Origin of the sequence: Streptomyces sp. NPDC001351, from assembly GCF_042896045.1 — a bacterium.
Taxonomy (GTDB): domain Bacteria; phylum Actinomycetota; class Actinomycetes; order Streptomycetales; family Streptomycetaceae; genus Streptomyces.
In genome coordinates this window covers 324,557-337,953 of sequence record NZ_JBIAWS010000009.1, presented here as the reverse complement: position 1 = coordinate 337,953, position 13,397 = coordinate 324,557, and the positions used below count along the sequence as shown (strand labels likewise).

The window sequence follows — 13,397 nt, the reverse complement described above, 5'->3', positions numbered from 1 at the left end:
CGCTCGCAAGGGAGTTGATAGATTGTGAGGTATGGCGCGGCAGGTCAAGCGGGCGTTCAGGTACCGCTTCTACCCCACGGGCGAGCAGGCGGCGGAGCTGTCGCGTACGTTCGGCTGTGTCCGCCTGGTGTACAACAAGGCGTTGGAGGAGCGGACCCGGGCCTGGTACGGCGAGCAGCGCCGCATCTCCTACGTGCAGTCCTCCGCCGCGCTGACGCAGTGGAAGAAGACCGAGGAGCTGGCCTTCCTGACGGAGGTGTCCTCCGTTCCGCTGCAGCAGGCGCTGCGCCATCTGCAGACCGCGTTCGCCCACTTCTTCGCCAAGCGGGCGAAGTACCCCCGGTTCAAGAGCCGGAAGAAGTCCCGTGCGTCGGCCGAGTACACCCGCAGCGCCTTCACCTGGCGCGAGGGGAAGCTGACTCTGGCGAAGATGGCGCAGCCTTTGGACATCCGCTGGTCGCGCCCCCTGCCGCAGGGTGCGGTACCGACCACGGTGACAGTCTCCCGGGATGCGGCGGGCCGCTGGTTCGTGTCCCTGCTGTGCGAGGACACCATCACGCCCGCGCTCGCCACCACGAACACGGTCGGCCTGGACGCCGGGATCACCTCGCTGGTGACCCTGTCCACCGGGGAGAAGATCACCAACCCGCGGCACGAACGCCAGGACCGGGCCCGCCTGACCCGCGCCCAGCGGGAGCTGTCGCGCAAGGTCAAGGGCTCTGCGAACCGGGCCAAGGCCCGCAGGAAGGTTGCCCGCATCCACGCGCGGATCGCCGACCGGCGCCGCGACTTCCTGCACAAGCTGACCTCGCGTCTCGTCCACGAGAACCAAGTGGTCGTGATCGAGGACCTCACCGTCCGCAACCTGCTCAAGAACGGGCGCCTGGCGCGCGCCATCTCGGATGCGGCCTGGACGGACCTGCGCTCCATGCTGGAGTACAAGTGCGTCTGGTACGGGCGCGACCTCGTCGTGATCGACCGCTTCTTCCCCAGCTCCAAGCTGTGCGGGGCCTGCGGCACGGTCGGCGGGAAGCTGCCTTTGAATGTCCGTGAGTGGACGTGCGAGCACTGCGGCGTGGTGCATGACCGCGACGTGAACGCGGCGCGCAATATCCTGGCCGCCGGGCTGGCGGTGTCTGCCTGTGGAGACGGTGTAAGACCTCAACGGGAGTCCTCCCGGACGGGGCGGTCGTCGGTGAAGCAGGAACCCCAGCGGGCGACCGCTGGAATCCCCCGCCTTTAGGTGGGGGAGGAAGTCAAACGGGCGCTCCATCTCCGGCCACCATCCGGAGGCCGCCGCCCGATGTACTCGATCGACGCTGGACCTTCGCCCCTCAGCACACGGGGACCGTGCCGCCCGGCCCCTTCCTGTCGGGTTCACGCCTCCTCACCGAGCCCTGCCGGGCAGCCGGCGGTCCGTCGAGGCCCGGCCACTCGCGCTTCGCTCTGCCGACACTCCCGACCACGCCAGGCGCCCTCGCCGTTCAAGGCCGCCCCCCGTCCCCGAACACCGCCCGATACCCGGCCATCCGCCACAACTCCGCATGCGTGCCCACCGCCCGTACCCGCCCCCCGTCCAGCCACGCCACCGCATCCGCGCGCGCCGCCGTGGCCGCCCGGTGGGCGATGAGGAGCCGGGTGCCGGACGCGCCCCGGGTCAGGGACTCGGCGATCTGTGCCTCCGTCACCGTGTCGAGGCTGGAGAGGGCGTCGTCGAGGATGAGCAGGCGGCCGTCGTGGGCGAAGGCCCGGGCCAGGCCCAGGCGTTGGGACTCCCCGCCGGAACGGGGTGCGTCGGCGCACGCGGTGGCGTAGCCGTTCGGCAGGCGGTGCACGTAGTCGTCGGCACGGGCCAGGCGGGTGGCCCCGCGGATGCGTGCGGGGGAGGGGCGCTGCAGGCCGAGCGTCAGCGCGTCCTCGATGGTGGTGCCCAGGAGGGCAGGGCGTTCGAAGGCGTAACCGATCGCCCCGCGAAGGTCCTTGTGGGTCAGGTCGCGCAGGGGGACGCCGTCGAGCAGGATCTCTCCCGCCTCCGGCTCGGCCAGCCGGCCGGCGAGTGCGGCGAGCAGCGACTTGCCCGTGCCGGAACGGCCGACCAGGGCGAGTGTCGTGCCGCCGGGGACGACGAGGTCGACGCCGTCGAGAACGGTACGGTCGCCGCGCCGCGCCGTCACGCCGCGCAGTTCCAAGCGACCCGGACCGGGCGGCAGTTGGCGGTGGCCGTATGTCATGGTCGGTTCCGTCAGTGCCTCGTCGAGGCGCCCGGCCGCCGCCTTGGCCCGGGCCAGGCTCGCGAACCGGCCGACCAGCACGCCGACGCCGGTCGCGAGGACCGCGTACCGGGAGGCCGCGAGCACCTCGCCGACCGACAGCCGGTGCCGGGTGAGGAGCAGTCCGGCCACGGCTACGACGCCCAGCTGCAGCAGCGGCGCCACGGCACTCGCCTGCGCCGCGGCCCGCCCCTGCACCCGCCACATGCGATGGCCCGCGCGGGACAGGTCGGGCAGGGGCCGCAGGACCCGAGCCGCCTCCTTGTCCGCCGTACCCGCCGCCTCGACGGTGCGGTGGCCGGCCACCGCCTCCGCCAGCGCGCCCGCGATCCGCCCCTGCACCTGCTGGTAGTCCGCCACGCAGCGTGTCGTGTCCCGGGCGAAGGCGCGCAGGAGGAGCGTCAGGAGCGGTCCTCCGGCCAGGAACACGGCCGCCAGCCACGGGTCGATCAGACCGAGCGCCACCATGCCCCCGACGGGGCCGGCCAGCGCGGCGAGCAGTGCGGCGCGGGCGGCCGGAGCCGTCCCCGCCTGGGCCGCGTTGCCGACGAGGCGGGCGACCAGGTCGCCGGGCCCGAAGCGGGCGGCGGCGCGCGGGCCGACGGCCAGCACATGCCCCGTCAGTCGTCGCCGCAGCCACGCCGTCGTCCGGGCGTCGACGGTGCCGCCCAGCACGGTCTCGCCGGCGTCGAGCAGGGCCAGCAACAGCACGATCCCCGCGCAGTACAGCACCCAGCGGGTCGCCGGGGAGTGGGCGAGGAGGAGGTCGAGGGTGCGGCCGAGCGCGGCCGGCAGCAGCAGTCCGGCAGTGGTGGACGCCGTGCTCATCAGGCAGAGGGCGATGCAGCGCGCGCCGCTGTGCCGGGTGGCGGAGTTCAGCAACGCGGCGGAAGGCGCGGCGTCGGCACGAGTCGTCATACGGCTGCGGCCTCGCATCCGGGGTCGGGGGAGCGCAGGACCCCGGGCGGCCCCTCCCTCACGGGAACGGACCGCCCGGAGCCGTGGATCACGGTGCCGTCAGAGACAGAGCAGAACGCTCGCCGCGCTGATGCAGGAGAGCAGGCTCGCGGTGCTGGCGCCGCCACCGCCGGTGTGCTCGTCGGATTCCATCGTCTGCAGGTCGAGCAGTGCCATTTCGTGTCCTTCCATCTGTGTGTTCACCCGTGGGGACGGGGTTGGGTCACGACTCCGTCAGGTCGCGGAGCCGCGTCATAGGGGCCGCCGCAGCGGCGGGAGGAACGGCAGGTGGGCGCTGTCACCGGTGGCCGCCGCGAGCGCGAGCAGACACCCTGCCGTTCCGGTGGCGAGGTCCATGGACAGCCGCATCATCTGGTGCCCGGGGAAGGCCAGTTGGCCCTCGTACGCCATCGCGTACCAGCCGAGGGCGGCGATCTGCTCCGCCAGGTGACGGTCCGTCGCGCTGGGCTCCGTGGTGCGGCCGAGGTGCATGATCATCCCGGCGCGGCCCTGGAAGAGGCCGGGCTGTGCGTAGAAGCGGGAAGTGGCGGCGGTGAGGATGCCGGAGCGCGCCTTGTCGAACTCCGCGTCGGCGGCGTGCGCGAGATAGTCGTCCAGGACCATGCCGATGCCCGCGCTGCCGTCACCGAGGTAGGGCAGGGTCCGCCAGCCCTCGTCGACCTCCAGGCCGCCGCCGCTCTTCTGGACGACGCAGCAGTCCAGGTCCCGGCGCAGCGCCACCCCGGCCGCTTCCAGCAGCCCGGCGTCGCCGGTCCACTCGTACTGCCGCAGCAGGAACAGCGCCGGTCCGCTCGCACCCCGCAGCAACCCGGCCCGCCGCCGGGGCGTGTCGGGCAGCGGCTCGGAAAGGCGTCGTACGACGATCTCCGCCGCCTCGGCGGCCCGCTCGCGCAGCTCCGACTCGCCCGTCGTACTCGCCAGTTGGCCGAGGACCAGGCCGAGGCCGGCCAGGCCGCCGTGCAGGGTGGCGGAGAGGTTCTGCCACTTCTCGGCGAGGATGCCCTCGATCAGGTCGAGCGCCCGCTGCCGGTGGCCGAGCCGGTCCAGGACGTACGCGACGCCCGCAAGCCCGTCGTACAGGCCGAGCGGTGTGCCGGGCGGTGGCGGGGCCGTACGCTCCAGGAGCCAGCGTTCGCCCTCCTCGTACCGTTCGGCGCCGGCCTCCGCCAGCGCGTACAGCACGCCGGCCGCGCCGTGCGCGAGCCCGAGCCCGCCGCCGTCGGAGAACTGGGCGATGTCGCCCGGGAAGAGCCGGTCGTCGCGCTCGGGGGTGGCCGAGGCGAGGATCGCGTTGACCATCGAGTCACGGCTGTGCGGCCAGTCGCCGGGCCGTACCAGCGCCGGTGCGCCCACACCGGCGCCGCGCGTGATCTCCGCGACCGCCTCGTCCAGGAACTCCCGCGGTACGTCCGGGAACTGCTGCGCGATCACCTCGGCCAGGTGCGCCGCCTTGCCCCGGTCGACCACGAACAGGGTGGTCACGGGCAGGAACAGCGCGAGCCGTAAGCAGGCCAGCGCATAGCGGTCGACATCGGTGCCCGACCGGTCGGGCGGGGCGAAGAAACCGGGGTGCGCGACGACCTGACGGCCGCTCGTGGCCACCGGCGCCGCCGCCTCGAAGTCGAGCAGGAACACCGACTCCTCGTCCGGCGCGACCATGATGTTGAAGACATGCAGGTCGTTGAAGACGATCCCGCGCGCGTGCACCGCCTCCACCGCACGCTGCACCGCCCCGTGGATGCGCACCGCCCACGCCGTGTAGCGCGCGACGGCCTCCGGATCCGGGTCCGGGGTGAGCAGCGGATGTCGCTCGGCGAAGAAGGAGTTGAGCGGGCGCCCCTCCAGGAAGTCCATGACGAGGAAGCGGTGGTCGCCCAGCGTGAACCAGTCCCGCACCTCGGGCACCACACCGGTGCCCGCCACCTGCTCCAGGGCCTGCTTCTCGCGCTCCAGCCGGGCGATAGCGTCCGCGCCGTCGGAGGCAAGGCCCGCATGCGGCCGCCCTTCCTTGAGGACGACCTTGCGCCCGTTGCGGGTGTCGGTGCCCGCATACACCCCGCCGCCGTTGGAGAAGTGCAGCGCCTTCTCGATGCGATACGGCAACTCGCCCACCGTCGTGGTGTTGCGGGCCGCCAGCTGCGGCTCCAGGAACGCCGGCAGCGTCACCCACTCCGGCACCTGGAAGGACGGCGCCCGCCGGTCCGGCACCAGCGTGCCCGCGCCGTCCCGCACCGCCGGCACGAGCGAGCCCCGCTCGTCGACGACGAAGGTGCGCGCGAACGCGCCGTAGCGGACATAGAGCGGCCCGTCGTACCAGCGCAGATCGGTGAGGATGTACGGCCCCTCGAAACCCTCCAGCAACCCGCCCAGTTCGCGCAGCACCTGATGGAGCTGCTCCTCGTCGGCCGGGTAGACGGTGACGAACTTGCCGCTGGTGTCGCGGGCCGCGTACTTGGTGTTGCGCAGGTGCAGCAGATGCGGTCCCGGCACGAACTTGAACGGGATCCGGCGCGGCACGCAGTAGTCCCACACGATCGCCGCGATCCGCTCCGCGTTCGCCCGGGTGGCCGAGGCGTGGATCTTCCAGCCCTGCGCCGGGCCCGGCAGCGGACTGCCGTCCGCGCCGAGCGGCGTCAGCGTCAGCCAGTCACCGATCCGCGCCGCGTCCCAGCCCTCCGGCACCTCACGACGCGCGGTCTCGAAGAGCGGTGCCGGCTGCTGTCCGGCACCGGCAAGCCGGTCCGGCGTCTCGTAGAAGTGTCTGTCCGCGAGTGCGTACACCTCGTACCGCTTGTCCATGGATCCCCCTCCGTGGCCCGGCACCGACACTTCCAGCCGTCCCAGGGCTCGGGACAGTCACGCCTGTCACGAGATCACCGTGCGATACGCACGCGTCAAGACATGTTCGGCGATTTTCGAGTGCGCACCCTCGATGACCTCGACTGAATGCGCACAGGGGCTGCGCAGGCGTCCCATACGCGCTGTAATTGCGGACGTGGTCAGTGAGGGCGCAGAGGCACGCAGAACGAGAACTCTGCGCGCCGAAGGTGCCCTGAAAGCGCTCACGTCCGGTCCGGCCTCACCCGATCGGGTGCGTCGGGTCCTGGAGCAGGCGCTGGTCTTCGCCGGGGCGGCGTTCGCCGGTGTGTACACCCCCGAGGAGGACGGCGACCTGCTGTGCCTGGTGGAGTCGGCGGGCGTGCCGCGCACGCTGTTCGGGGTGCGCGACAGCTATCCGCGCTCCGGCGGCTCCCCAGTGGCCGACAGCCACCGCTCCGGAAGCCCGGTCTGGCTCGGGCCCGAGGAACTCGCGGGGGACACCGAGGCACGGCGGACGCCGCCGCGGGACTTCCACCTGGCAGTGCTGCCCGCGCGCGGGAACGGAGACGGCGGCTGTCTGCTGGCCGTCAGCGAGCGGCCGGACGGCTTCGACACCGAGGACCGCAAGTGCCTGGAGCTGATCGCCGACGCCGTCGGCTGTCCCGCCCCCGCCCGCACCGCCGAGGGAGGCGAGCTGCCGGCCAACGCGTTCAGCCTCGCCATGGACAGCGGCCGCGTCGAGGTCGGCGACGAGATCCTGGGGCTGTTCGCCGTCACCCGGGCCGAGTTCGACGGCAGGGTCGAGACCCTGCTGGGCCTGACGGTGCCGGAGGACCTGCCCTCGCTGATGTCGGTGGTCGAGGCCGACCACATGTCCCTCGGCGACCGTGAGCTGGAGTTCCGGGTCCTGCAGCCCTCCGGCCCGCCCAAGTGGCTGCGGCTGCGCGGGCGTCTGCTGCCCGGCGGCGAGGGCCGGCCCGCCATGCTCGTCGGCACGGTCGCCGACGCCTCCAAGCTGCGCTCCGAGGTCACCGACGTGGCCCGCGTCCAGCGCCTCGCCGCCATGCTCGCGACGGCGGGCACCGTCCGCGACGTCAGCCAGGCCGTCGTCTCCGCCCTGCGCAAGCCGCTGCAGGCCGACCGGATCGCGCTCGCCGAGCTGGAGGGCGACCGGCTCGTCGTCACGGTCCTCGACCCGGCCGATCCGGAATCCTGGCCCGAGCTGTGGCGCCAGGAGTGGCGCACCGAGTGGCCGGACGCACCCGTGCGCGCCATGCCCACCCTGGCCGCCGCCCTGCGGGAGGGCCGCGCCCGCATCTGGCCCGCCGGCACCCCACTGGAGCCCGCCCTCGCCGAGGTCGGTCCCGGCGGACTCGCCGTGCTGCCGCTGCCCGCCGGGAACCGTATGGCCGGTGCCTGTCTGATCGGCTGGGACACCCCGCACGACTTCGGCCCCGACGAACGCGCCCTGCTCACCGCCTCCGCGGGCCTCGCGGGCCAGGCCCTGATGCGCGCCCACGCCTTCGACGCCGAACACGAACTCGTCGGCATGCTCCAGCGCCAGCTGCTGCCGCGCCGCCTGCCCAAGCTGCCCGGCGCGGTCGCCGTCGCCCGCTACCTGCCCACCACGGCGGGCCTGGAGGTCGGCGGCGACTGGTACGACGTGATCCCGCTGCCCGACAACCACGTCGCCCTCGTCATCGGCGACGTCCAGGGCCACAACGCGAGCGCCGCCACCCTCATGGGCCAGATGCGCACCGCGCTGCGCGCCTACGCCGTCGAGGGCCACCCGCCGGACGTGGTCGTCTCCCATGCCAACCGGCTGCTGACGGACATGGAGACCGATCTCTTCGCCACCTGCTGCTACGTCGACGTGGACATGGAGGAGGGCTCCGCCTGGTACGTGCGGGCAGGCCATCTGCCGCCGGTGCTGCGCCACCCGGACGGCAGCACCGAGGTGCCCGAGTCCGACGGGGGGCCACCGCTCGGCGTGGTCGCCCAGGCCGACTTCCCGATGAGCGCGCTGCGGCTGCGGCCCGGCACGGTCCTCGCGCTCACCACGGACGGCCTCGTCGAGTCCGCGGAGGCCGACATCGACGACGGCATGGAGCGACTCGCCCGGGAACTGTCCGGCTCCGACCCCGGCCACCTCGGCCTGGTCGCCGACGCCCTGCTCGGCAACGCCCGGCGCAGCGACGACGTCGCCCTGCTCCTGCTGCGCTACGACGGCATGGAGCTGCGTCCGCTGCGCGAGAGCTGGACGGTCTGGCGCGTGCCCGAGGCCGTCGGGCACACCCGTCGCTTCACCCGACGTACCCTCCGCGCCTGGGGCGTCACCCGCGACGACATGGACGCCGTACTCCTGGTCGTCTCCGAGCTCGTCACCAACGCCCTGGTGCACACCGACGGCCAGGTCCGCCTCGACCTCACCCTGCTCGACAACCGGCTGCGTGTCTCGGTCGCCGACACCTCGCCGCGCACCCCGGTGAAGCCGACCAGCATCGGCTGGGAGGCCACCGGCGGCCGCGGCATCCTCCTCGTGGAAGCGATGTCCGAGGCGTGGGGAACCGTGCCGGCCAGCGGCGGCAAACAGGTGTGGGCGGAGCTCGTGCTCAGTTCGTGACGTTGGCGGTGATCAGACGGAGCAGCTGTTCGGCCAGGGCGTCCTGCTCGGGGGTCAGGTCCTCGGGCGAGAGGCCGTACTCGGGGAAGACGACCGCGGTGCCGGTGCCGACGCCAACAAGCTGCGCGAGGCGGGCGTCCCGGTCACCGCGGTCCGATACCAGGGCATCATCCACGACTTCGTGATGCTCAACGCCCTGCGTGAGACTCATGCCGCGGAGGCCGCCATCAGTCAGGCGATCAGCACCCTTCGCGGGGCGCTGGGCACCGCCTGAGTGTCGAGCCGGCGTCGAAGTGGGGCCTGCGCGTGGCAGGTTCCCGCGCCGCCGACGGGCCGGCAACGGCGTTTGACCGGGCCGCCGAAGGGGACCCGGCCAGCAGGCTCTGAAGCAGAAGGAAGATGAACCGCCGTGACGCCGCACACCACAGACAAGCTTGCGATCCGTCGACCGGAGACCGGTTGGGCGAGGGCCCGGCGGCTGCGGGGGAAGGGCGTCCTGCGCACCTGCATTCCGGCGGTTCTCGAACAGGGCACCACCCGAACGGACCAGGCCGGCCCGGAGGGCAACATCGTGCGGGGCGAGGACTGACCACCGGCGCCGGACCCTGCCCGTGGCGAACAAGCCCGGCCCCTTCTGGAATCCCTTGCCGCGGCCGGCACCACCGAGGTCGGCGTCATTGTGCGGGCTCCGACATCACGTTCCGCGTCCTTGTCCTGATCGCAACGTTCACCGACTGCGTGACTTCATCGTCGGGGGCACAGGGAACGTCGTGGGGCTGGGCTGCACGGGCTGTCGGTATCACCCAACAGGACGCCGCCCGGCGGACGTTGGCCGGCGGACGTTGACCGGCCACCGCCCCGAGCTGATCGTCAACTGTGCAGCGGGGCTCCGTCACCTCGCCTGGGCCCGCGCGGGCGACGCTCGTACCCCGTATCCAGAAGTTCATGCCACCGACGCGAGCGGCACCTACGGCTGCACCAAGCTGCGGTGAACGTTCCGTGGCCGAGGAGCGTCCCACATCCATCGCAATCGCGCGAACCGCTTGGCTCCACGGCGTTCACGGGCGTAGTTTCGTCCGCACGATGATCGACCTGGAGTCCCGCCACGACACCCTCGACGTCGTCGACGTCCAGCGCGGGCAGCCCACGGGGAGCGCGGACGTCGCCGCACGTCTCGCCGACCTCGGCCCGCACCCGGGCCGGGGTGCGAGCGGTGTCCGCCATGCCACCGGCTGTGGCGAGGCCTCCTGGTGTGAGCCGGCCCGCGAGGTCTTCCCCGGCCTCGGCACGGGCCCCGACCGGGTGCGGCCCGTGAGCAGCGGGGCCTTCCCGCGATCCGTGACCCGCCCCGCGTACAGAGCTCTCGCCCACGGTCGTCGGCAGGAGCTGGGTCTGCCGCCGCTGCGCGACTGGCGATCCGCCCTGCACGAAGCATTCCCCCTGATCCGCAAGGAGTCCTCTTCGTGAAACGCCATGAATTCCTGCGGGGTCTGCACAAGGCCACCGCGAACCGCAACTACCTGGAGATCGGAGTCAACGACGGCCGCAGTCTCACGCTGTCCCGCGTCCCCAGCATCGCGGTCGACCCCGCGTTCAAGGTGGTCACGGAGATTCGGTGCGACGTCCACCTGGTGAAGGCCACCAGCGACGACTTCTTCGCCCGCGACAACCCCCTCGGCCACCTCAAGGGCGGCCGCCACCCCGTGCGCAACCTGCGTCGGGGCCGCAGCCCGCTCGGCTACTGGCGGCGCACCACACTCGACCTCGCGTTCATCGACGGCATGCACCTGTTCGAGTACGCGCTGCGGGACTTCATCAACATCGAGAAGCACTCGGACTGGTCGAGCGTGATCGTCTTCGACGACATGCTGCCGCGCAGCATCGACGAGGCCGCCCGCGACCGGCACACCGACGCCTGGACCGGCGACGTCTACAAGATCATCGAGATCCTGAACCGCTACCGGCCCGATCTCGTGACCGTCCTCGTCGACACTCAGCCCACCGGCCAGCTGATCGTCTTCGGCGCCGACCACCAGAACACCGTGCTGAAGGACAAGTACGACGAGATCATCGCCGAGTTCCAGGTGCCCGATCCGCAGAAGGTGCCCGAGACGGTCCTGGAGCGAGTGAAGGCGGTCACGCCCGAGACCCTGCTGGGGGCCGACTTCTGGCGCCCCCTGGCCCGCGCGCGCAACCGCGGCCTCAGCCGCTCCCGCGGCTGGCAGCCGCTGCGCTCGGCCGTGGAGAGCCTGGCGGACGGCCGCTGAAGGGCCGGACCCCAGGCTCCCCGTAACGGGAGGTGCAGGCGTCGTACGACGGCATGAGCCCGGTCCGCCGGACCTCTGCCGGCGACGGCGCCTGCGCGTCCTTCGGGGACCGCATCGCAGGGATGCCCTGTGAAGGCGCGCCCGAGGCCCTCCGTGGCGAGCACGGCGTGCCGGGCGCCCTCGTCGAGGCGTACCGCCTCCCACTCGGCAGCTCGCGCAGCACACCCCACCGGGTGACCTGGCAGGTGGCCTGTGCGAGCGCCAGGTCGTAGCCGGTGGCCTCGCCGGACTCCTCGCGCCGGTACCACTCGTGGCAGCTGCCCCGCTCGTCGGGGAAGATCTTCGGCTCCAGCGCTCACGCGCCCGCTATGCCCAGTTGTCGGGTGCTTTCACGCCTTTCCCGCCTTGGCTGCCCGGGACGCCGTGCGCCGTCTGAGCACCGCGGCCAGCGCCCGCCGCGCCCTGCGGGCCAGCCGCCGTACCGCCGAGGGCCTGGGGGTTCGTACCACCTTGATCGAGTGCGGGTCCGCGTGCAGGGCGAGCGGCAGCGGGAGGAAGCGCGGCTCGGCGGCGTCGGGCGCCGCGCACAGGGCGGTCCGCCAGGTCGCGCCGCTGAGGTCGGCGACGGTCGGGGCGGCCTCCAGCAGAGCCCCCTCCCCGGCCGGGGACAGCGTGCCCGGCACGTCCACCGATCTGTCGTGCGAGGTCAGCCGCAGCAATACGGCTGTCTCGGCCGCGACGTGCAGCGGCAGGGGCGCACGCAGTCGGCCGCCGGAGACGCTCACGGTGTCCGGGTCGAGCTTGCCGAGGCCGAGGCGCTGGTTGGCCCGGTCGACGTCCAGGGCGAGATTGCCGTGCTGGTCCGTCCAGTACGGCAGGACCACCCGCCCGCCCACCACCGCCGCGGACGTGGCGGCACGGGCCTTGCGCGGGCCGGGGCCCACGCGGGACGTCTTGCTCCAGCCGCCCAGCCTGACGCGGGCGTACGTGTCCCACAGCCCGGCGCGCAGCGGCGCGCCGTCCACCGCGCCGGCCGGGTCGACGGTCGCCGTGGCGCGCAGCACCAGCCGCACCTGCCCGCTGTCCTCGACCGGCACGATCTCCCGGGTGACCTCGATCGGCTGGAAGTACTGGGCGGCGCTGGAGCGTTCGCGCACCAGCAGGTCCACGGCGGCCTGTCCGAACCGGGCGACGGTGTCGGCGCCCACCCAGGCGATCGCCTCGTCGAGGTCCTTCGGCGGGCCTTCCAGCGGGGTGCGGACCCCGCCGCCGGGGAACGTCAGCGGCGTACCGCCCGCCGTGAGCTCGGCGACGAAATCGAAGCGCAGCCTGCCGTCCTGCCACTCGACGCTCCCGGGCCGGGCCGAGAGCCCGAGCCCGGTCTCCCACTCGGCGAAGGCCACCACGTCGTCGTACCGGTCGGCGGCGACGAGCGCGGCCACGACCTGCTGCGTCGGCTGCAGTCCGGCGGCGACACCGGGGCCGAAGCGCTCGACGACGACCTGGCGGATCTCCTCGAACTGCTTGCGCCGGTAGTCGTCCGGCTTGGCGAGCAGACGGTTGCCGCGCAGCCGCTCCACCATCTCCACCCGCAGCCAGCGGCGGTGCAGACTGTCACGCACCTTGCCCGGCTCGGTGTACTGGTCGACGACGTCCAGCGCCTCCCGCAGGTTCTTGAAGTACCCGGCCGGGTCGAACTGCTGGAAGCCCGCGTTGGAGGAGTCGTCGCGCCGGATGTGGTAGTAGCAGACGTAGTCGCCGATCACGGACACGTTGGCCGCGCGCAGATACGCCTCCGTCACGAAGACGTGGTCCTCCAGGCGCCGTCTGCCCTCGGGGAAGCGCAGGCCGATCTCGTCCAGGAAGGCCCGGCGGAACATCTTGTGCGGGGTGAGGCTGTCGATGAGCGGGGCGTCCCGCACACTGGCCCGCGGCCGGTTGCGGCGGAACAGCTCCACCGGCACCCCGCGGCCCTGGCCGGCCATCTTGCCGACGACGACGTCGGCGCCGTTGGCCACCCCGTAGCCGTACATCCGCTCCAGAGCCTCGTCGCCGAGGCGGTCGTCGTTGTCGACGAACATCACGTACTCGCCCTGGGAGGCGGCGATGCCGACGTTGCGGGGCTTGCCCGACCAGCCGGAGTTCTCCTGGTGGATCACCCGCACCCGGGGCTCCTGTGCGGCAAGCGCATCGAGCCGGGCCGGGGTCTGGTCGGTGGAACCGTCGTCGACGAAGATCACTTCGTACTCGTCGGGCGGCAGTGACTGCTTCAGCAGCGAGGCGATGCAGTCCTCGATGTAGGGCCCCGGGTTGTACACGGGGACGATGACGCTGACCTTGACCGGCATCGGGCTTCCGAGCCCCCTCGGGTCGCTCGCCGAAAGTGTGGGTACGGGTGGCCAGATGCTATCTCCGCCGGGAGCTTCGCCCCACTCCGGG

General features: G+C 72.5%; 10 protein-coding genes and 1 pseudogene. 7 read left to right on the top strand and 4 right to left on the bottom strand.

The features are described from left to right. Positions 1-31: 31 nt before the first annotated feature. Positions 32-1,243, top strand: a complete 1,212-nt coding sequence (locus tag ACFY1U_RS32135; protein WP_390697641.1) for an RNA-guided endonuclease InsQ/TnpB family protein — start codon at positions 32-34, stop codon at positions 1,241-1,243. 241 nt (positions 1,244-1,484) lie between these two features. On the opposite strand, the gene ACFY1U_RS32130 is transcribed toward ACFY1U_RS32135, so the two are convergent. From ACFY1U_RS32130 to lanKC, 3 genes are all read right to left on the bottom strand, one after another. Beyond that, positions 1,485-3,188, bottom strand: a complete 1,704-nt coding sequence (locus tag ACFY1U_RS32130) for an ABC transporter ATP-binding protein (RefSeq protein WP_390697640.1) — start codon at positions 3,186-3,188, stop codon at positions 1,485-1,487. Between the two features lie 99 nt (positions 3,189-3,287). Continuing rightward, positions 3,288-3,404, bottom strand: coding sequence for a SapB/AmfS family lanthipeptide (locus ACFY1U_RS32125; RefSeq protein WP_030937754.1), 117 nt, complete (start codon positions 3,402-3,404; stop codon positions 3,288-3,290). 75 nt (positions 3,405-3,479) lie between these two features. Then, entirely contained in the window at positions 3,480-6,047 is a 2,568-nt protein-coding gene (lanKC, locus tag ACFY1U_RS32120; RefSeq protein WP_390697639.1) for a class III lanthionine synthetase LanKC, read from the bottom strand. 196 nt (positions 6,048-6,243) lie between these two features. On the opposite strand from lanKC, the gene ACFY1U_RS32115 reads away from it, so the two are divergent. From ACFY1U_RS32115 to ACFY1U_RS32090, 6 genes and pseudogenes are all read left to right on the top strand, one after another. Beyond that, complete coding sequence (locus ACFY1U_RS32115; protein WP_390697638.1) at positions 6,244-8,691, top strand: SpoIIE family protein phosphatase; 2,448 nt, start codon at positions 6,244-6,246, stop codon at positions 8,689-8,691. Positions 8,692-8,707: 16 nt separating this feature from the next. After that, a pseudogene (locus ACFY1U_RS32110) lies at positions 8,708-8,965 on the top strand (esterase); the annotation flags it as partial. Positions 8,966-9,100: 135 nt separating this feature from the next. Then, positions 9,101-9,280, top strand: a complete 180-nt coding sequence (locus ACFY1U_RS32105) for a hypothetical protein (protein ID WP_390697637.1) — start codon at positions 9,101-9,103, stop codon at positions 9,278-9,280. A gap of 356 nt (positions 9,281-9,636) precedes the next feature. Continuing rightward, positions 9,637-10,158: a sugar nucleotide-binding protein gene (locus ACFY1U_RS32100; protein WP_390697636.1), complete on the top strand. Its 522-nt coding sequence runs from the start codon at positions 9,637-9,639 to the stop codon at positions 10,156-10,158. Beyond that, complete coding sequence (locus ACFY1U_RS32095) at positions 10,155-10,958, top strand: class I SAM-dependent methyltransferase (RefSeq protein ID WP_390697635.1); 804 nt, start codon at positions 10,155-10,157, stop codon at positions 10,956-10,958. Before ACFY1U_RS32100 ends, ACFY1U_RS32095 begins: the two co-directional genes overlap by 4 nt. Before the next feature lie 53 nt (positions 10,959-11,011). Further along, positions 11,012-11,230 carry a hypothetical protein gene (locus ACFY1U_RS32090; protein ID WP_390697634.1) on the top strand — a complete coding sequence of 73 codons (219 nt, stop codon included), beginning with the start codon at positions 11,012-11,014 and terminating at the stop codon, positions 11,228-11,230. 117 nt (positions 11,231-11,347) lie between these two features. On the opposite strand, the gene ACFY1U_RS32085 is transcribed toward ACFY1U_RS32090, so the two are convergent. Beyond that, positions 11,348-13,306 (bottom strand): glycosyltransferase family 2 protein, encoded by a 1,959-nt coding sequence (locus ACFY1U_RS32085; protein ID WP_390697633.1) that lies wholly within the window; start codon positions 13,304-13,306, stop codon positions 11,348-11,350. Between the last annotated feature and the right edge of the window lie 91 nt (positions 13,307-13,397).

What these genes read in the sequence shown, in the direction of transcription:
- ACFY1U_RS32085 (WP_390697633.1), bottom strand. Translation starts at nt 13,306, where the DNA reads ATGCCGGTCAAGGTCAGCGTCATCGTCCCCGTGTACAACCCGGGGCCC.
- lanKC (WP_390697639.1), bottom strand. Translation starts at nt 6,047, where the DNA reads ATGGACAAGCGGTACGAGGTGTACGCACTCGCGGACAGACACTTCTAC.
- ACFY1U_RS32130 (WP_390697640.1), bottom strand. Translation starts at nt 3,188, where the DNA reads ATGACGACTCGTGCCGACGCCGCGCCTTCCGCCGCGTTGCTGAACTCC.
- ACFY1U_RS32135 (WP_390697641.1), top strand. Translation starts at nt 32, where the DNA reads ATGGCGCGGCAGGTCAAGCGGGCGTTCAGGTACCGCTTCTACCCCACG.
- ACFY1U_RS32090 (WP_390697634.1), top strand. Translation starts at nt 11,012, where the DNA reads ATGAGCCCGGTCCGCCGGACCTCTGCCGGCGACGGCGCCTGCGCGTCC.
- ACFY1U_RS32100 (WP_390697636.1), top strand. Translation starts at nt 9,637, where the DNA reads ATGCCACCGACGCGAGCGGCACCTACGGCTGCACCAAGCTGCGGTGAA.
- ACFY1U_RS32125 (WP_030937754.1), bottom strand. Translation starts at nt 3,404, where the DNA reads ATGGCACTGCTCGACCTGCAGACGATGGAATCCGACGAGCACACCGGC.